18 protein-coding genes are annotated in these 17,071 nt (G+C 47.0%); 10 read left to right on the forward strand and 8 right to left on the reverse strand.

Annotated elements, in window-relative coordinates:
* Positions 1–997 (reverse strand): MASE1 domain-containing protein (locus tag AAGC78_RS12080; RefSeq protein WP_435784334.1); only part of this gene is annotated, 997 nt, incomplete at its 3' end.
* A gap of 223 nt (positions 998–1,220) precedes the next feature.
* Here AAGC78_RS12080 and AAGC78_RS12085 point away from each other — a divergent pair.
* Both AAGC78_RS12085 and AAGC78_RS12090 read left to right on the forward strand, forming a co-directional pair.
* Positions 1,221–2,378 carry a glycosyltransferase gene (locus AAGC78_RS12085; RefSeq protein ID WP_435784335.1) on the forward strand — a complete coding sequence of 386 codons (1,158 nt, stop codon included), beginning with the start codon at positions 1,221–1,223 and terminating at the stop codon, positions 2,376–2,378.
* Positions 2,379–2,472: 94 nt separating this feature from the next.
* Positions 2,473–2,985: a hypothetical protein gene (locus tag AAGC78_RS12090; protein ID WP_435784336.1), complete on the forward strand. Its 513-nt coding sequence runs from the start codon at positions 2,473–2,475 to the stop codon at positions 2,983–2,985.
* 152 nt (positions 2,986–3,137) lie between these two features.
* On the opposite strand, the gene AAGC78_RS12095 is transcribed toward AAGC78_RS12090, so the two are convergent.
* Positions 3,138–4,136, reverse strand: coding sequence for a hypothetical protein (locus AAGC78_RS12095; RefSeq protein WP_435784337.1), 999 nt, complete (start codon positions 4,134–4,136; stop codon positions 3,138–3,140).
* Between the two features lie 764 nt (positions 4,137–4,900).
* Between AAGC78_RS12095 and AAGC78_RS12100 the strand changes: the two genes are divergently transcribed.
* Positions 4,901–5,659: a Crp/Fnr family transcriptional regulator gene (locus AAGC78_RS12100; RefSeq protein ID WP_435784338.1), complete on the forward strand. Its 759-nt coding sequence runs from the start codon at positions 4,901–4,903 to the stop codon at positions 5,657–5,659.
* A gap of 351 nt (positions 5,660–6,010) precedes the next feature.
* Complete coding sequence (locus AAGC78_RS12105; protein ID WP_435784339.1) at positions 6,011–6,550, forward strand: NADPH-dependent FMN reductase; 540 nt, start codon at positions 6,011–6,013, stop codon at positions 6,548–6,550.
* Between the two features lie 104 nt (positions 6,551–6,654).
* Here the strand turns inward: AAGC78_RS12105 and tauD are convergent, their stop codons facing one another.
* The 5 genes from tauD to AAGC78_RS12130 form a co-directional block, all read right to left on the reverse strand.
* The gene (tauD, locus tag AAGC78_RS12110; RefSeq protein WP_435784340.1) at positions 6,655–7,488 is read right to left on the reverse strand and encodes a taurine dioxygenase; all 834 of its coding nucleotides are present in this window, start codon (positions 7,486–7,488) and stop codon (positions 6,655–6,657) included.
* Between the two features lie 43 nt (positions 7,489–7,531).
* Complete coding sequence (gene tauC / locus AAGC78_RS12115) at positions 7,532–8,392, reverse strand: taurine ABC transporter permease TauC (protein WP_435784341.1); 861 nt, start codon at positions 8,390–8,392, stop codon at positions 7,532–7,534.
* Positions 8,373–9,158, reverse strand: coding sequence for a taurine ABC transporter ATP-binding subunit (tauB, locus tag AAGC78_RS12120; RefSeq protein WP_435784342.1), 786 nt, complete (start codon positions 9,156–9,158; stop codon positions 8,373–8,375). Before tauB ends, tauC begins: the two co-directional genes overlap by 20 nt.
* 23 nt (positions 9,159–9,181) lie before the next feature.
* Positions 9,182–10,180, reverse strand: a complete 999-nt coding sequence (tauA, locus tag AAGC78_RS12125) for a taurine ABC transporter substrate-binding protein (RefSeq protein WP_435784343.1) — start codon at positions 10,178–10,180, stop codon at positions 9,182–9,184.
* An 88-nt stretch (positions 10,181–10,268) separates the two neighbouring features.
* The gene (locus tag AAGC78_RS12130) at positions 10,269–12,500 is read right to left on the reverse strand and encodes a TonB-dependent receptor family protein (RefSeq protein WP_435784344.1); all 2,232 of its coding nucleotides are present in this window, start codon (positions 12,498–12,500) and stop codon (positions 10,269–10,271) included.
* A gap of 387 nt (positions 12,501–12,887) precedes the next feature.
* Between AAGC78_RS12130 and AAGC78_RS12135 the strand changes: the two genes are divergently transcribed.
* From AAGC78_RS12135 to AAGC78_RS12155, 5 genes are all read left to right on the forward strand, one after another.
* Complete coding sequence (locus tag AAGC78_RS12135; RefSeq protein WP_435784345.1) at positions 12,888–13,220, forward strand: DMT family transporter; 333 nt, start codon at positions 12,888–12,890, stop codon at positions 13,218–13,220.
* Between the two features lie 29 nt (positions 13,221–13,249).
* Positions 13,250–13,537, forward strand: coding sequence for a hypothetical protein (locus AAGC78_RS12140; protein ID WP_435784346.1), 288 nt, complete (start codon positions 13,250–13,252; stop codon positions 13,535–13,537).
* Positions 13,530–13,763, forward strand: a complete 234-nt coding sequence (locus AAGC78_RS12145; RefSeq protein ID WP_435784347.1) for a cysteine-rich CWC family protein — start codon at positions 13,530–13,532, stop codon at positions 13,761–13,763. Before AAGC78_RS12140 ends, AAGC78_RS12145 begins: the two co-directional genes overlap by 8 nt.
* A gap of 15 nt (positions 13,764–13,778) precedes the next feature.
* The gene (locus AAGC78_RS12150) at positions 13,779–14,237 is read left to right on the forward strand and encodes a hypothetical protein (protein WP_435784348.1); all 459 of its coding nucleotides are present in this window, start codon (positions 13,779–13,781) and stop codon (positions 14,235–14,237) included.
* 125 nt (positions 14,238–14,362) lie between these two features.
* On the forward strand, positions 14,363–14,908 hold the full coding sequence (locus AAGC78_RS12155; protein WP_435784349.1) for a shikimate kinase: 546 nt from the start codon (positions 14,363–14,365) through the stop codon (positions 14,906–14,908).
* Positions 14,909–14,926: 18 nt separating this feature from the next.
* On the opposite strand, the gene AAGC78_RS12160 is transcribed toward AAGC78_RS12155, so the two are convergent.
* Complete coding sequence (locus tag AAGC78_RS12160) at positions 14,927–16,093, reverse strand: hypothetical protein (protein WP_435784350.1); 1,167 nt, start codon at positions 16,091–16,093, stop codon at positions 14,927–14,929.
* Between the two features lie 203 nt (positions 16,094–16,296).
* Here AAGC78_RS12160 and AAGC78_RS12165 point away from each other — a divergent pair, with 203 nt between their 5' ends.
* Positions 16,297–17,007: a YceH family protein gene (locus AAGC78_RS12165; RefSeq protein ID WP_435784351.1), complete on the forward strand. Its 711-nt coding sequence runs from the start codon at positions 16,297–16,299 to the stop codon at positions 17,005–17,007.
* The last annotated feature ends 64 nt before the right edge of the window (positions 17,008–17,071 follow it).

Genomic DNA, 17,071 nt, shown 5'->3' on the forward strand with positions numbered 1-17,071 from the left:
TCTGGGAATAGCGCTGCGCCCGCTCAACCTCATCGTGCACCAGGGATTCCATATGGCGACGATTGAATATCTGGGTCAATGAATCGGTAATCACCAGGATGTTTGCCGCTGATAAAGCATCTTGCAGCGCCTGGGTACGCTCCGCCACCCGCGCCTCCAGATGGCGTTGATAATCCAGATTATCATCCAGCAAAATACCCATCAGCAGCATAGGCGTCCCCAGCGCGAGCACAATCAGCGCCCAGCGACTAAAAGCCTCTACGCCCGTGCCGAGATGCAAGGGATCATGCCCGAGCACCACCATTAACGCCGCACTTCCCCCCGCGACAAAAACAGCCAGCGCGGCGCCCACAAAACGCAACTGGATAATAATGAAGGCCACCAGGGGAAATAGCAGTGCCGCGAGCGAGGGCTCGTAGCGAGCCAGCAACAGCGGAATGGGAATCGAGCAGGCGCTGATCAACAGCGGATAGCTGACCTTGGTCGAGGTGTTATTGCGCAACGCCAACCACAAGGGCACGAGCAGAAATAACCCCTGCATGTCGGACAACGCCATCATCGTAAAACGCGCAAACAGGTCATCAATATGAATCAGGCCAACCGCCAAATGCACGCAGGCGACGCCGGCAATACTGATAGTGACGGCAAGGATAATTGCCATTAAAAAGCGCTGTAATCCCAAGCGGCTAAAGCGGGTTTCATTATCCAATCGCCAAATACGCCAGGCGAGGAAGCTCTGCAGGGTGTCAAACAATGGGCAAAAAATAGACAGCACGATGGTAGTGAAAATGCCATTTTCCGGCATCGCCAACCATGCGTAAGGCGCATTGACGAGTAGCGATGCACAAAATACCAAGGGGATAGCACGGCGGCGAAACAGGCAGAACATAATCAACCCAACGCCGGACGCCAGCCATACCTGCGCAAAAAAAGTCCCGGGAAATGCCGCGTAATGGATGCCCGTATAACCCAAGGCTACATAGAGCAACGCAAGCATAGGCGCCCACTGCCAAAACAATTTTGGGCGGGCGGGCACCGAAGAGTGAGGGAGCAAGCAGCACCTCCGAGGGTATTACCTTCCTTGAGTATAGTGATATTCAGCAGCTTGGCGGCTAAAACTTCATCATTTTCCGACACCTGCCTGAAACAATTTATCTTTAGCCTGAGCGCTGAATATAAACAAATCTGCCTCACTCGCAAATGAGGCTACAGGCACCGCTATGCTCTCTACCCTGCAACAGCTCACCAAAATTGGCCATCAAATGGATGGAGCGCTCAATCGTTACAAATCGGTGCTCTATCCCCAGCGCTACTTTAATTATCGCCGCTGGCTAAAACAGCAGCGCAGGGACATCCCCACTGACAAACCTGTTGTGGTGTTCGACTTCCGCGATACGCGAATCGACGGCCCACAAGGAAGGCGCTTTTACAGCTTATTTATTTTTTTTGTGCGCACCGGATTTTATCCGGTATTGCGTGAAAATTATTTAATGCTGGGAAATATCCAGGAGAAATACAAACAGTATTGCCTGCAAGAAAACTTCAGCGTGCTTGCCGATCCCAATGAGTTACCGAAAAACTATATTTTGGTTACCGATAAATTATTTTCCGCATTGGAAAGCAACGCCTTCAAAACAATCACCGTTAATTATCGGCCGGATTATAAGTCAATCGATGTATGTTTCCCCATGCCCTTCCCCATGTTCCCGCCGATTTACGCAATGCAACAGGATCTGCAACTGGCAACCTATCGCCGACAACAGCGACAGTGGGCAATCTTTTTTGGTGGCGATGCAGAACAAGGAAAATACAATAAAAAAACTATCCGGGAAATTTATGCCAAATTAAGTCGCGCGCAAATAATCCAGTGCTTATCAACACAACTGGCTAGCGACCAATATCGCGAATTGACCAGCAATGATGAGTTATCCAGCGCGCAAAATACTGAGCATCATGGACTAGTCGTTATGAATACTCGCCAGTGCAAAGTAAATCCCGAAGATTGGCTGGGCAATCTTGCGCGCGCCAATTTTTTCCTTGCTTGCCCCGGCGTGCGTTACCCCATGTCGCACAATTTAATTGAAGCACTTGCTGTGGGTAGTATTCCAATTACGCAATATCCGGAAATGTTTTTTCCGCCATTGGAAAATGGAAAAAATTGCCTGATGTTTAATAACGAAGACGAATTACTAAGCGTCGTTAACAAAGCAATGAATATGAATGCAGCAGAGATTGCGAGCATGTCGCACGAAGCAATTGAATATTACGAAACCTATATGGCACCTACGCACTGTATTCAGCGCCTGCTCAATCATGCCAGTCAGCGCATCAGCTTGCGTTTGCTGCCATTTCTAAAAGCAGGCGGTGGTTTTGCCTAAAAAATAGGTTGGACAACGCACAGATATTTGCTCAGCTCCGTCGCCACAATTGAAAGTGGAAAACCAGCTTAATCTGGTATTGAGGAGAATCATTATGAGCGACTACTTACATCATGTATCAGGTTTTTTCGCGCACGACGATCAAGCCTATGACGTCCAACGCAAATTAATGGCAGTGGAAATACCTGCAGCCAGAATCCATGTATTGAACAAAACGACACCCCTGCCTCCACACGAAGCCACAGCAGACAGTAATGGCGTATTGAAAGATATGCTGGTCGACGGTGCCATAGGTACAGCAGTCGGCACCGGCGTGGGCGCATTGGCACAGATTGCATTTGTCACTGCCAATGTCAGTCTGTTTGTTGCCAGTCCATTAGTAGCCCCCTTGGTGATGTTAGGTTGGGGAGCAGGCCTTGGTGGCTTTTTAGGAGCTGCGGTAGGTGCAGCAAAAAAACCAAAACCTTTTTCCGATTTAGTAAAAGATGCAATCAGCAATGACCAGTATGTAGTGATTGTTGAAACCATTACTCCTGCAGAAACCACTATGGCGCAGAATATTATTCGCGAAGCAGTGGGCGATTTTACTGACGAGGCCAAGGCATAAACTAAAAAGCACGCCAAGGCGTGCTTTTTAGTACCTACAATATTCAGAGAATAATCAGGTCAGTATCGCAATCAGGATAATGACTGGAATCGGTACGCCGAGAAACCATAATAATAATGAACGCATAACATATCTCCTTCGTCGGATAAAAATTACAGATCGCGTTGACGACCACCACAAGTTGCAAACCAACTAGCAGTGAATGCACCAATCAACAGCGACACAAACAACCACAATGAAATATAAGCTGTTGCCTTGCGTGCTTCATCTGCAGCCTCTTTTGTTGCGACCTCAGCTGCACGCAGCTTTGATTGCCAAAGCGCGTAGGTATCTTTCACACGCTTTTCCGCATCGGCCTGGCTCAACTCCGTATGCTCGGCAACAATCTGCCCCAAATAACGCGCGTCAGCCTCAGGCAGCGAATTGGTTTTTAACGCATTAATAAAAATGCGGGCAACTTCAGCGCTTGGAACTTCATCATTGCTGGCGATTTGCGTTTCAGCTGGCGCTGGCGTACTTCCGGTAGGCACAGCAGGAGCCGGTGCGGTTGGAGGTGGAGTAGTAGGTGCTGCAACCTGGGCAGAAGCGGCAGGCTTACGGAATAAAGTATCGATAAAATAACCGGTCGACTCACCATTCAAACCAAATTGATCAGCGCTGGCACCGGCAACCACTGCAGAAGTTAAAACACCATTTGCAACACTTGCACCGGCTTTAACACCGCCACCAAGAATTGAACCTATAGTGGATGTTAATAAACCGGCAGTGAATAAGGTCGCTACAGCCCATGCAAGAAAACCATGCGCAGTATCGCGGAAGTAAACTTCATCGGTATCTGTCGCTAACCATCTGCTTCTCAAACGACCAGCCAGATAGCCGCCCATTCCACTCGCAGCAACTGCAGTGAGTGTGATCCACAGAATGCCGGAGACGCCCAAGGTTTTTGCACTTACGCCGTCATTCGCCCAAGGTGATACCGAGCTTAAACCCAAACCCGATCCGAGGATTAAAAGAATTAACGATAACGCAGCCGCACCTGCTGCACCCGCAAAAATCGCCCCCCAGGAAACTGCACTTGCTGCGCGTGCAATTTCAGTTTCTGCTGGAAGGTTTACATCACTTCTTTCGTTTATTCCGATAGTGGTATTCACGCTATTCTCCTTCAGCAAAAAATCATGCTGGCTTTTGAGTTAAAAGTTACAACAGTCGTTGTACCTAAACTCTAAAAAAACGGAGTGTTCAAATTCGGTGCGCTATCGAACGCTTTTTAAATAAAGATAAATTCTATTGGTATTTATTAAAATTTTTCTATTCAAAAAAATCATCAATAGAACTAACAAGAAAAAATCTGATCACTGATTTAGTAAGCGGAAAATTAAACAATGTTTTTTTGGATTGAGAATTTGGATTGATAAAAAGTATGGCGAGTAAAACGACTAGCCCATTCCGCAAGTTTTGACTAACTGAATGCGTTAGCTTGATGCAGCATCAGAAAGAGAGCCGTCGAATTACTGAGGCTAAAAAAGTGTCGCATTATCCACCTACAAACCGGACAAGGACGAATCAGTTTCTATGCGACAGCCAAGTGTTTAAGCGATAAAACCCACTATACAACCCTTGGGACAAAGGGCGACGGAAGATTCAATTGATTGAAAAAATTACAGTCAGATGAAAGCCTTTCACAGTAAAAACAGGACTTTTTAGCAATTTTGCCATTGGAAAATTACCCTAATAAAACCAGTAAGTTACACGTAAAACCCCCGCCAAATCAGCCTTTTGGGCCTATCCCTATTTACAACCTTTTTTCGCTGGCATGCATATTGCTAAATCCATATTGAGCAACTTACACGAGAGATAATCTTCAGCACGGCACCAAGATTATTTTCTTTTGATGAAATTAAAAAGGAGAACAAATATGTCTACATATATGAATCCACAAAGAAACTTACTCATCGATTCCCTTAGTCTTGAAACGCAACGCCGTCTATTGCCGCACCTTGAAGTTGTGCCGCTGAAACAAGGAAAAGTTATTGCCGAATCTGGCGATATCATGAGACACGTTTACTTCCCAATTGATTCAGTTGTTTCACTTCTGTATGTAACAAGAGATGGTGATTCAACCGAAATTTCTTTGGTAGGAAATGAAGGATTTGTAGGGATTGCATTATTCATGGGCGGTGAAAGCACACCAAGCCGCGCAGTAGTACAGAGCGCTGGTTATGCCTACCGTTTACCCGCAAGAAAATTTAAGGAAGAGCTTGCACGTCACGGCGATTTACAAGAATTAATGTTGCGCTACACACAATCATTAATTACCCAAATGGCACAGACTGCAGTTTGCAACCGTCACCATTCAATCAATCAACAACTGTGCAGATTTTTATTGTTGATGCTGGATCGTCTGTCTGACAATCATCTGTTACTTACCCAGGAACTTATCGCGAACATGCTTGGTGTTCGTCGTGAAGGGATTACCGATGCTGCAGGGAAATTGCAAAAAATGGGCGTGATCGAATATACCCGCGGCCGCATCACCGTGTTGGATCGTGCAGAGCTGGAAAACCTGACCTGCGAGTGCTACACAATTGTTAAACAAGAAACGGATCGCTTGTTGCCGCAACCGCACACCCATCATCACCATCACCACACAAACGTGTTCCGTCATTCCGCATAAGCGGCTTGGCAGAACATAGTTAGCGGAGCATGTTTGGCGATAGTCATCCCATAACAAATAATCAACAGTGTTGATTATGCCTTGGGTCCACTGTCACCCTGCACAAAAAACCGTTTAAGAAGCAAAGTCAAAATGCTTTTTAAACGGTTTTTCTTTTTAAGCTCTTGCCGAGCTACCCGCAACCTTAAGCCTTTTTAACTTATCGCATGCTCACTTCTCGCTCTTTTGATTCTCGTACAAAAGCCCCGCAGCTCACTTAATAATCAAGCGCCAAAATGGATTTGAATATTTAATCCAAATAACCGATGCTAAGGCCTCTTTTAGACAACCCTCAGGCATGGAGTACAGGTTATGAACATTCTCGCCATCTGTGGCAGCTTGCGTAAAAAATCAACCAATCAGGGCTTGGTACGTTACGCCCAATCCAACGCTCCGGCGGGTAGTAATATTGTTATTGCTGACCTGTCCGACATCCCTTTTTACAATGCTGACATTACCGAGAAACCGGCATCCGTTGTTCGTTTACTACAGCAAGCCGGTGCGGCTGATGCGTTGATTTTGGCTAGCCCGGAATACAATTACTCTATCGCCCCTGCCCTGAAGAACGCGCTGGACTGGATATCGCGCGAACCTGACAATGCCCTACTCAGCGGTAAAGCGGTTGCACTTATGGGTGCAGGCGGTGGCATGGGAACTTCACGTGCGCAATACCATCTGCGTCAGGTATGTGTATACCTTAATTTGCATCCGCTCAATAAACCGGAAGTATTCGCCAACGCGTTTACTGCAGCGTTTGATGGTGATGGCAATCTGGTAGACGAAAAAATCCAGGGCACAATCAAAGCGCAATTGGATGCATTGCTTGCTTTGACCACACAATTGAAAAAGTAAGCACTACAAAAGTGTGCCGCTAATGCGACACCCTAACGATAAGTAGATGTAAAAACGGCGCCCATAAATCGGCGCCGTTTTTATTTGAAGAGATGAAAAAAAACCTAGAACGGCTGGTCACCATTAACCGTAGCACGATGCATAATCCGGCGCTCAGGTAAATAATCGGCAACCGCATAATGCTGGGTGATGCGATTATCCCAGAAGGCCAGATCATTCACTTTCCAATTCCAACGCAGTGTAAATTCCGGGCGTGATACATGGCTGTATAAAAATGCCAGCAGATTATCGCTCTCACGATCCGACAACTCATTAATCCGCGTAGTAAAACCTTCGTTAATGAATAACGCTTTTTTTCCGCTTACCGGATGGGTGCGCACAACCGGATGATTCACCGGTGGATACTTGGCAACGGCGCGATCATAGCGCTCCTTAAACGCAGGATCTTTTCCCCAACGCGACGCAGGAAACGATTTGCTAACCGAATGCTCTGCCGTTAAACCTGCCAAAAAATCTTGCAAAGGTTTGGATAAAGCATCGTAAGCCGCAACAGAGTTTGCCCACAAAGTATCACCGCCCGAGCTAGGCAATTGTTTCGCCGCCAATAAACCCGCCGCCGGTGGTGATTGAATAAAGGTTACATCGGTATGCCAGTTGTCATTGTCTGGCAAAAATCCCTCGTGTGTATCAATCACCATAATTTCCGGTAACTCAGGCAACACTGGATAAATCGGGTGAACATGCAAGCTGCCGAAATGAGCGGCAAACTTGCATTGCTGCTGTGGCGTTATCGCCTGATCGCGGAAGAACAGGATCTGATGCTTAAGCAATCCCTGTTCAATCACATGCAAATCGTCTGCATTAAATTCTTGTGTTAAATCTATGCCAGTGACAATCGCACCAATAGCCGGGGTTACCGGTTTAAATGAAATACTCATAAATTCCTTAACAATAAAAAATGAAGATAGTGTTATTAACGTTCTAATTAACCTTACCGCGCCAAGGTGCTAATTTTTGCTGCAGGATGCGCAACCCTATTTCGATGATATAAGCCACTAACGCGATCACCAAAATTCCTGCTATTACAATGTCAGTCACTAAAAATTGCGATGCAGACTGAATCATAAAACCAATGCCTTCAGTCGCGGCAACCAACTCCGCCGCAACCAATGTTGACCAACCGGCGCCCAAGCCAATGCGAATACCAATAAGCATATCCGGCAGTGCCGAGGGCAATACAATGTGACGAATGATTTGCCAGCGCGTAGCACCCAGTGATTGGGCTACGCGAATACGGATAGGATCGACATGACGCGCGCCGGCAGCAGTTGCTACTACGATTGGTGCAAACACCGCCAAATAGATCAGCAGGATTTTTGAAAATTCGCCAATGCCAAACCAGATTACGATCAATGGCAAATAGGCAAGCGGCGGCACTGGCCGATAGAACTCAATTAATGGATCGAAAATGGCGCGCGCAACAGGATTAATCCCAATCGCCAAACCAACCGGAATAGCAATAATGGCGGCGACAATAACAGCGATAAAAATACGTGAAATGCTGGCGGTAAAATGCTGCCATAAGGTCGCATCCGCATAACCATTGACGATCAGGTCAAAAAATTTCCGCACCACATCCAATGGGCTGGGAAGATAAAGTGGATCAACAAAACCGAGGTGGGTTATCAACGCCCAGAGCGCGATTAATGTAGCCAGAGTGATAGTGCTTATTACAAAACCGGATCGAAAAATAGAATTCTTCGCGGCTTTTTCCTTAGTCGCTGGCGACACAGGTTTTTCTGCAATTGCATTGGCGGTGGAATCAAGCGTAGTTTCGCTCATCGGCAACCTCCCTTCCGCTGAAAAAATGGCTTAACACATATTCACGTACTTCGATAAATTTCGGATCAGACTTAATCTGCCGCGCACTTTCTCCATTGGCAAAGCGTCGGCCAAAATCAAGCCTTAACCGCTCAACAATACGCCCTGGACGCGGCGTCATTAACACTAATTCCGATGCTAAAAAAACCGCCTCTTCAATATCGTGCGTGACCAACAACACTTCTTTTCCGGTTTTATGCCATACCTTTAAAATCAGCGCCTGCACTTGCTCGCGCGTAAATGCATCCAATGCACCGAAAGGCTCATCCATCAACAAAATTTGTGGATCAGCAGCCAACGCGCGGGCGAGGCTCGCACGTTGCTTCATACCACCAGACAGCTCCCACACTTTGTGATGCTCAAAGCCCGCCAAATCCACCAACGCCAACACTTCTTTTGCGCGCGCTTCACGCTCAGGTTTGGCAACGCCTTTTAATTCCAAACCCAGGGCTACATTTTCAATAATGTTTAACCAAGGCAAGAGTGCATCCTGCTGGAACACCACACCGCGATCGGAGCCCGGACCAGTAATCAACTTCCCATCCAGTGTGATACTGCCGGAATGCGGCTGATTAAAACCGGCAACAAAATTCAACAGCGATGTTTTTCCGCAACCGGAAGGGCCGACAAACACCACAAAATCACCAGCACCCACCTCAAATGAAATATTGTCCAAAATTTGATGTGCGTAACTGGCGCTTACATTTTTAATGCTTAATCTGCTCATAGCATTTATTCAGTTATCAAAGGTTATTGAACGCCGAGAAATTTTGTTGTGGCGTAGCTACTGTAATCAGGTGCAACAGTGTCCAGCTTGCCCTGCTCTTTCAAAAAACTCGCAGTGTCGGCAATTGCCTGAATATAAACACCGCTCAAAATTTCTTGCTGTTGCTCTGCAGATGGATACTGATTACCCGCCAATAACACAGAAATATCATTTGCCTTGGCACCGGTGATACGTCCAATTTTTTTCAGGTTATCTTCATCGTAAGCAAACGGGGTTGGATTGGCTTTATAAGTAGAGAAGAACTCAAATGTGGTCTTGGTAAAACTTTTCAGGAAGTCGGTATTTTTATCAGCGAATTGATTGCGCACCACCCACACATCGTAAGTGGGCAAACCCTGCCGCGCCAATTCCGCCGAGGTAACCAATACTTTTCCCGTCTCTTTGATAACACCCAGCGCTGGTTCCCAAACATAAGCCGCATGGATATCACCACGCTTCCAGGCTGCGGGAATTTCCGAACCACGCAAATTAATAATTTTTATCTTTTTACTATCAATGCCCCACTTTTTTAACGCTGCCAGCAAGCTGTAATGTGAGGTTGATACAAACGGCACCGCAATGGTTTTGCCAAGCAAATCTTCGGGCGAATTGATACCAGCGTCCTTACGCACAACCAACGCTTCAGATGTCCCCAGTTCGGCTGCAATTAAAAAAGTGGAGATGGGCAGCTTACGCGCTCCAGCGGTAGCGACAATCGTAGAGCCTACATTGCCAATATCGATATCACCCGATGCCAGTGCACGGATAACTTCAGCCCCGTTATCGAAACGGCGCCATTCAATTTGTTGACCTGAATTTTTCTCGTAGAGACCATCGGCCAAAGCCACCTTGGACGGATCAATTCCCGTCTGGTAACCAATTTTTACCGCATCCGCCAGCACGGCTTGTGCAGCAAAAAATAATAGCGTGGAGCCAACTGCTCCAACGAAACGACTTATTTTTTTTGTAATTGAAACACGCATCGGGTTTTCCCTTTTACTGAATCAATTATCGCCGGCGATGAAAAAATTTTACTCACCGACGATAATTGATGACTTCACAAGCCTGTAATTAAAACCTGGCACTCAGTTTAACGAACGCTGTGCGTGGTGCACCGGCGAGCAAGTTGTACGCAGTGCCGTTAGGATCTACCGCTTCGGTCGGGTTATCACCGAATGCAAAGTATTCTTTATCGAACACATTGTTCACACCGGCTTGCAGGATTAATTGATCCGCAAAACCCAATCCATCCCACTGATAACTTGCACCAATATCCACCAAGGTATAACCATCTACTGACTGGTCATTGGTAAAGGTGTAGTAACGTTTGGCCAAATAATTCGCACCAATGAATGCTGACAAGTTACCGTTGTCGTAACCCAGTTCCGTGTTAAAAATAGTTTTGGGTGAATCGACGACTTGCTTGCCATTGGTTGCGTAAGTCACACCATTGCTGGTGAAATCGTCTTCGTATTTTGCATCGTTGTAGCTAAAGGAATTTGACCAGGTAAAATAGTTTGCGAATGACCAATTCACTGCCAGCTCAACACCGTTCGCCTTAACACTACCCACGTTTGCCAATACCGATGCATTTCCTGCAATCGCTGAACCTTGCTGCAACGCAAGCAAACGGTTTTTGAAATCGATGTGATAGACAGCCGCAGTGATATCCAGATCATCAGTATGTAAACGCCATCCTGCTTCAGTCGAGGTAGATTCCTCTGGGCGAATATTGTCTTTCACCGCATCAAAACCGGCTTGCGTCGTATCAAAAGGTGAAGTACCACCTTTCACTACACCGCGATAAGCGCGGATGTTTTGCGAAATATTGGCAAAGTATTCGTTGCTATCGTCCGCTTTGAAACTCACACCCACTGAAGGCAAGAAACTATCTTTTGCAGTCAATGATCCATTCAACTCACTGCCCGCAGCAGTATCAGAAAGTGTGCGAATTTCAGTTTCGGTATCCGGCGATTTAAAGCCGACATTCACACTCAACCGATCAGTGAACTGGATATTGTCCTGTAAGTGGAACTGCACAGTGTCGGTGTTAAATTCGTAATGCCAACGAGTGAAAAACGGATTCGACGGACGCTTGTAAGGCGATGACGGGCCAGCATCTTGCCCGTAAAAACGCATCGCATGACCAAATTCGTTAGTCTCGTACCACACACCTGCATTAATAGTGTGAATACCAACGGCATAACTGAAATTGCTTTGGATACCCGTGCGATCAATATCAAATTCGAGCGTGCGCAATGAAATCGGGAAACCGCCCGGCGAGGCAAGATACGGCGTCCACCATGTACCGGTACCTTCCTGATCATGTTTATACACAGTCGTTTTGAGTGATGCGTTATCAGTGAATTGATAATCCAATGTTGCACCAATCAAGGTGTCTTCGCGCATGCCGGAACCGTTGTAATAGGCATCATCTTGTGAGGTGATGTTGCCGACCGGAACACCATTGGCAACCTCTTCCGCCAACTCCCAGTTGGGCGCGAAATAATCCCAGTCATAACCAAGGCGCGCGACCGATGACTTTGACAAGTCCATGTAGTCCGCATCAACACGATCAGAATAGTTAGCAAACAAACTCAATTTTGCGGAAGAAAAGTCGTGCGTTAATTTAGAGTTGAATTGTTGGTGTTCATGCCCACCATCACCTTTCCATTTATCGCCTTGCTGATCGGAAACACTCAGATAAATTTTGGTGCCGTTGCCGAACTCACCACTGTCAAAACGTGCAAAGGTTCTTTGCAAACCGTCCTGACCGAAGGTTTGGTCAACACGCAAACTTTGTTCATCTTTTGGATCAAGTGTATAAAACTCAATCGCACCACCGAGATTGCTTGTCGATGCAGTTCCCAACGAACCCGTGCCTTGCGAAACCGCAACACGGCCGATGTTTTCGGTAGAGATAGCGCGCGAAATATGCAGGCCGTTGTAGTTGCGATAACTCATGTCACCCAGCGGCACACCATCAAGCGTAAAGCCCAATTGGTTTTGGTTGAAGCCGCGAATACTGATGCGCCCACCCCACTCGTAAGCACCAAGACTATCGGCCGAATTAAAATTCACCCCAGGCAATTTACTCAGGATTTTTAACGGACTGGAACCAGGTGCTGCTTGTGCAATTTCAGTTTCGCTAACACTGGAAACCTGACGGGTTTCACCCTGACCAAACACAATCACTTCTTGTATTGTTGAAATATTACCCGATGGATCGGCTGCAAATGCAGCACCACTTACAAGACTACTAACGACTAAAAAAAGTGGAACTCTCTTGAACTTTATTTTCATGATTAACCTTAAAAAATCCATATTATTGATAACTGGTTTTTAAGATATAAGAGTGATTTTTTTCAGTCCAATTACATTTGGGCATGAGCTAATGCCTTTTTTTACGCCGCACACTGTGGAGATATAAACACCGAGTGTACTGTTTATTTATCAGCAAAATTTGCTGCGCGCTAATCACAAGTGTTTATTTATCATCATTTTTGTCGCTTATTTTTATTAGTTGTCGTTTTTGTTTGCGTGAATTATTTTTTTTTATTTAAACTCATTCACCTGCACTTCTACCGAATTATAGTGAGGTGCATTGACGTTGGTTGTTTATAGCCATCATTTTTCCAACTCAACCAACTTGCATTAATAATGTAATGTTTCCCTGACCGGAGCTTTTTGATGTCCACTCATTATTGGTGGCTAGCGTTTGCCATCGTCTGTGAAATTATTGCCACTACTTCATTAAGAGCATCTGACGGAATGCAAAACTGGAAGCCGGCTATTTTGGTTGTTGTCGGTTATGTGCTGGCTTTTTATTCGTTAGGGCAAGCACTACGAGCAATTCCTATCGGCGTCGCCTACGCGATCTGGTGCGGGGTGGGTATCGTCATGGTGTCGATTCTTGGTTACGTATTGTTCAAGCAGCGCCTGTCGCTGATGGAATGTGTGGGTATCGCCCTGATTGCTATAGGCGTCGTTGTGCTGCAGGTTTTTTCAAAGCCGGTATACTAGCGGGCTCCCGTCCGCTATGAGGTATTACCGTGAACTACGATGCCCGCACCAACACCTCCGAAGAGGATCGCGCCGCTTTTATCCAGTGGCTAACTGACCAGACAGTCGCCCAATTGCAAGCTGCGCGGGGCGATACAGATGCTATCCACAACGCCGTTAAGATTTATGTCAAACACGCGCTGGATGCCAATCTGCCGTTTGAAGACATTGAAGAAGTACTGGGCATCAATGAGCCCTGCATTATGGATTTGGCGGAATTGTCCGAGGCGGACGAAGAAGCTGTAGTCGATGCCTTTGAAGACCTGTGCAATGCCTGATGCGGTAAAACCGCTGCCGAATCACCAGTGTCCGCTGTGCGGCGGCAGCAACCAATGTCTGCCAACCGATACTGGAAGTTTTTGCAGCGGTAGCAACTGCTGGTGTAAATCCCGGCAGTTTCCACCTGAATTATTGGAAAAATTGAACCCCGAGCAGCGCAACCAAGCCTGTATTTGCCAGCGCTGTGTTGATGATTTTCACTCCCAACTCCACCACTTATCCTGAAGCCGCCCACGCACCATGATCACAAACCTCTGGCAAACCCAAGCCTCACCCAAGGGTATCAACCACCAGTACACCGGCGCGGCGCATACCAGCTCCGGCGCAGGCAAACCGAGCCTGAAAGAAGCGCTTGAAACCTGCGCGGCCAAGGCAATCAGCTTTTTAGGCACCAATATCCAGGATGATTCTCTCTATCTGCTATTCGAGTGGGATGCGGATAATGCACAACTGAACATTGTAGTTACCGATGCCAGCAAGCAGCTGGATTCACCCGATAGCGTGAGCGCCGCGTTTCCCGCACTGGTGCAAGAAATTGCCTCAATGCCAGAAGACCAACAAGCCGACAAGAAAGAGGCAATTATTGAATTGGTTAAATTTTTGCTCAGCGATTACCTCGCCAGCTGCGGTGCGTTTTTCCGCTATTCACTGGTGGCAATATTTCATTCAAGCAATCGATCGGAGAGCGTGCTGCTGTAATTATTATCTGCCAGCGGCATCTATATCAGCCATAATCTATATCTGTTATCGTTGAATCGCTTTGGTTTTACACTGAAGCGTTTCACCGCACCGCTCCACCACTAATATTCGCAGGAGTACAGCGCATGAATTCCCCGTTATCGAATCCTTATAGCCAAAGCCTGATTCTGATCGGAATGCCCGGAGCGGGAAAAAGCACGCTGGGATTACTGCTGGCAAAAAATCTGGCGAAAGATTTTGTCGATACGGATTTGCTTATCCAACTGGAACATCGCAAAACCTTGCAGGATATTCTCAACCAACACGGGCATATCGCATTGCGTGAAGCGGAAGAGCGCGTGCTACTCACTGCGCAATATCCGAATCATATTATTGCCACCGGCGGTAGCGCCGTTTATAGCGCTGCAGCCATGCAACACTTGAAGCATCTTGGCCCAATTATTTTTTTAGATGTCAGCCTCGATGTATTGGAGCAACGCATTCACAACATGGAAAGCCGCGGCATAGCCCGCCCCGCTGGGCAGACATTTGCCGAAGTTTACGCCGAACGTCGTCCGCTTTATTTGCAATACGCAGACATAGTGATTGATTGCAACGGCAAAAGCCTGGAGCAATTAGTGGATGAAGTTATCTTTGAAGAAGCGGAAGCTTTTGTTCAATACGAAGCCTAATACCCGCACATTTTGCGGTTAAAACAATTCGACTCGACTATCGCTATCTTCAACTACCGGTTGTTCAGATTCGCCCGACTTTAATAAATTAGTCGCGGTATCCAGCTGCTGGATCAAACTGCGGAAATGCACTTCCACCGCCGAAGTAGCCTCTTGCAAACCCTCCAGCGAATTTAATGCGCGATCAGACAAACTCAACAATTCAGATTCCTGCTCCATATTCAAATCAAAACCGGTTGCCATTACGCGCAACGAATTCGATAGCCCGGTCATAATTTCTTTCACCGAATTACGGTTATCGGCGGCAGCCATTTCCAATAGCGTCATCACCATCCGCGTATTATCTTGCTGCGCTTTTAATAATGTATTGACCTTCAATGTTTTTGCGCGCGCTTCCGCAATCGACACCAAATGGGCAAGCACATCGCGCAAACGGCCGTAGCGATCCTGATCGAGATGAGGTGCATCGGTCACCAATAATTGAATGTGGTCGAAACTAAATAATAAAAAGCGGCCTTGGGAAACAATACGTGCGGCAGATACGCGCGCACTGTGCAATAGTTTTTGGTAAGAGATGGAAACATCCGCCGGAAACAGCGTGACATCTTCTTCAAACATAAATTGAATTACACCTTCAAGGCGCAAATCTTTCAGGCACGCCAACACCAAATGCGCAAGGCGATGCAAATCCATCACGCCCTGTACTTTTTCAGCAAACACCGCCACGGTTCCCATTTCCGATGCCGATGACATAGCCGTAAACGCAATCGCTGAAAAGTTTTTTAACTCTTCCTGCAAACCGTTGATCGCCAATTTATCTTCATGGATTTTTTGCAGCACTACTTCAAAATCCGGCTGACACATACTGATGGACACATAACCATCAACGCCAACCATGGTGAGTTGCAAGCGGGCTTCGGGGTGACTGTTGTTGGCGAGAAAACCAACCTTGGGGAGATGTGGGGGGATTGCGGCAAGCCACTGGGAATCCAACTGTTTACCACCGGCCACCAGAACAATAATATCGGCGCTGGCACACAAGCCCATGAAATCGTCCAATGAGGTCGCTGGAACTTCGAACGGGGGCGCCGAACTGAATAACTCGCCCTGTTTATCAATAATGATCTGCTGATCTGGCACCCGAAAACATCTACCAGGGTTACCCATTAACCAAAGTGCTTCCATAAGGTCATCCTCGACAAAATCACTCGTTACCACTTAAATCACTTTGTACATCTTCTAGACAAGATTAATGCTTAAAATATAGGCAGCAACCGCCAGTTTCGTCATACGAATTGTGAATAAACAGCAATTGGAAACGTTAAAGAGTGAAATTTAGGGGTGATGTCGGTAGAGTGGCAGCCCCTCAGATAACCGGAGACAGCGCCATGGACCCCTTAGAAACCGATGCATCCCATGAGGAATCCGCCCTGCTCAACGCTGTAGAGGCGCGGGTATTGGGTTCGCTGATGGAAAAGCAGCTCACCACCCCGGATCAGTACCCCCTGACGCTCAATAGCCTGTTACTGGCCTGCAACCAGAAAACCAGCCGCGAGCCGATCAGCAACTATGAAAGTGGCGTAGTACAACGCTGCGTAAGCGAATTACAGGAGCGTCAGCTATTGGCAGTCGATTACGGCAGCCGCGCCGCACGTTACGACCAGCGCCTGACGCGCGTTCTCAGTGTCGATAAACAAACCCAGGCGATTTTGACGATTATGCTGTTGCGCGGCCCCCAGACGATCGCCGAGATACTGACCCGCACCCAGCGCATGGCTGAATTTGCCAACCCACAAGCAGTGGAAGAAAAGCTGCAGCAACTCTGCGCCAAAACCAAACCGGTGGTAGTACACATTCCCCGTCAAGCTGGCCAGCGTGAAGATCGCTACATGCATTTGCTGTGCGGCAAGCCGGATCTGGCTGCCATCGCCGCCATGCAAAGCAGCTCCAGCTCCAGTTCTAGCAGAGCGGTAAATGACGAACAAAGCGCGCAGCAAGAACAAAAAATCCAACAGCTGGAAAGCCGTATCGAACTGTTGGAAAAACAAGTCGCCACCCTGATGGAATTAAATGGCGTGAGCAACGCCGATTTGGCCTGATACGCAGGACAGCACCAACAAAGAATTCGTAAATTTATTAGTGTGATTTAAAAGAAAGGTAAAA

It is taken from the genome of Cellvibrio sp. (assembly GCF_039207905.1).
Taxonomy (GTDB): Bacteria; Pseudomonadota; Gammaproteobacteria; order Pseudomonadales; family Cellvibrionaceae; genus Cellvibrio.

What these genes read in the sequence shown, in the direction of transcription:
- AAGC78_RS12085 (WP_435784335.1), top strand. Translation starts at nt 1,221, where the DNA reads ATGCTCTCTACCCTGCAACAGCTCACCAAAATTGGCCATCAAATGGAT.
- AAGC78_RS12090 (WP_435784336.1), top strand. Translation starts at nt 2,473, where the DNA reads ATGAGCGACTACTTACATCATGTATCAGGTTTTTTCGCGCACGACGAT.
- AAGC78_RS12100 (WP_435784338.1), top strand. Translation starts at nt 4,901, where the DNA reads ATGTCTACATATATGAATCCACAAAGAAACTTACTCATCGATTCCCTT.
- AAGC78_RS12105 (WP_435784339.1), top strand. Translation starts at nt 6,011, where the DNA reads ATGAACATTCTCGCCATCTGTGGCAGCTTGCGTAAAAAATCAACCAAT.
- tauD (WP_435784340.1), bottom strand. Translation starts at nt 7,488, where the DNA reads ATGAGTATTTCATTTAAACCGGTAACCCCGGCTATTGGTGCGATTGTC.
- tauC (WP_435784341.1), bottom strand. Translation starts at nt 8,392, where the DNA reads ATGAGCGAAACTACGCTTGATTCCACCGCCAATGCAATTGCAGAAAAA.
- tauB (WP_435784342.1), bottom strand. Translation starts at nt 9,158, where the DNA reads ATGAGCAGATTAAGCATTAAAAATGTAAGCGCCAGTTACGCACATCAA.
- tauA (WP_435784343.1), bottom strand. Translation starts at nt 10,180, where the DNA reads ATGCGTGTTTCAATTACAAAAAAAATAAGTCGTTTCGTTGGAGCAGTT.
- AAGC78_RS12130 (WP_435784344.1), bottom strand. Translation starts at nt 12,500, where the DNA reads ATGAAAATAAAGTTCAAGAGAGTTCCACTTTTTTTAGTCGTTAGTAGT.
- AAGC78_RS12135 (WP_435784345.1), top strand. Translation starts at nt 12,888, where the DNA reads ATGTCCACTCATTATTGGTGGCTAGCGTTTGCCATCGTCTGTGAAATT.
- AAGC78_RS12145 (WP_435784347.1), top strand. Translation starts at nt 13,530, where the DNA reads ATGCCTGATGCGGTAAAACCGCTGCCGAATCACCAGTGTCCGCTGTGC.
- AAGC78_RS12150 (WP_435784348.1), top strand. Translation starts at nt 13,779, where the DNA reads ATGATCACAAACCTCTGGCAAACCCAAGCCTCACCCAAGGGTATCAAC.
- AAGC78_RS12155 (WP_435784349.1), top strand. Translation starts at nt 14,363, where the DNA reads ATGAATTCCCCGTTATCGAATCCTTATAGCCAAAGCCTGATTCTGATC.
- AAGC78_RS12160 (WP_435784350.1), bottom strand. Translation starts at nt 16,093, where the DNA reads ATGGAAGCACTTTGGTTAATGGGTAACCCTGGTAGATGTTTTCGGGTG.
- AAGC78_RS12165 (WP_435784351.1), top strand. Translation starts at nt 16,297, where the DNA reads ATGGACCCCTTAGAAACCGATGCATCCCATGAGGAATCCGCCCTGCTC.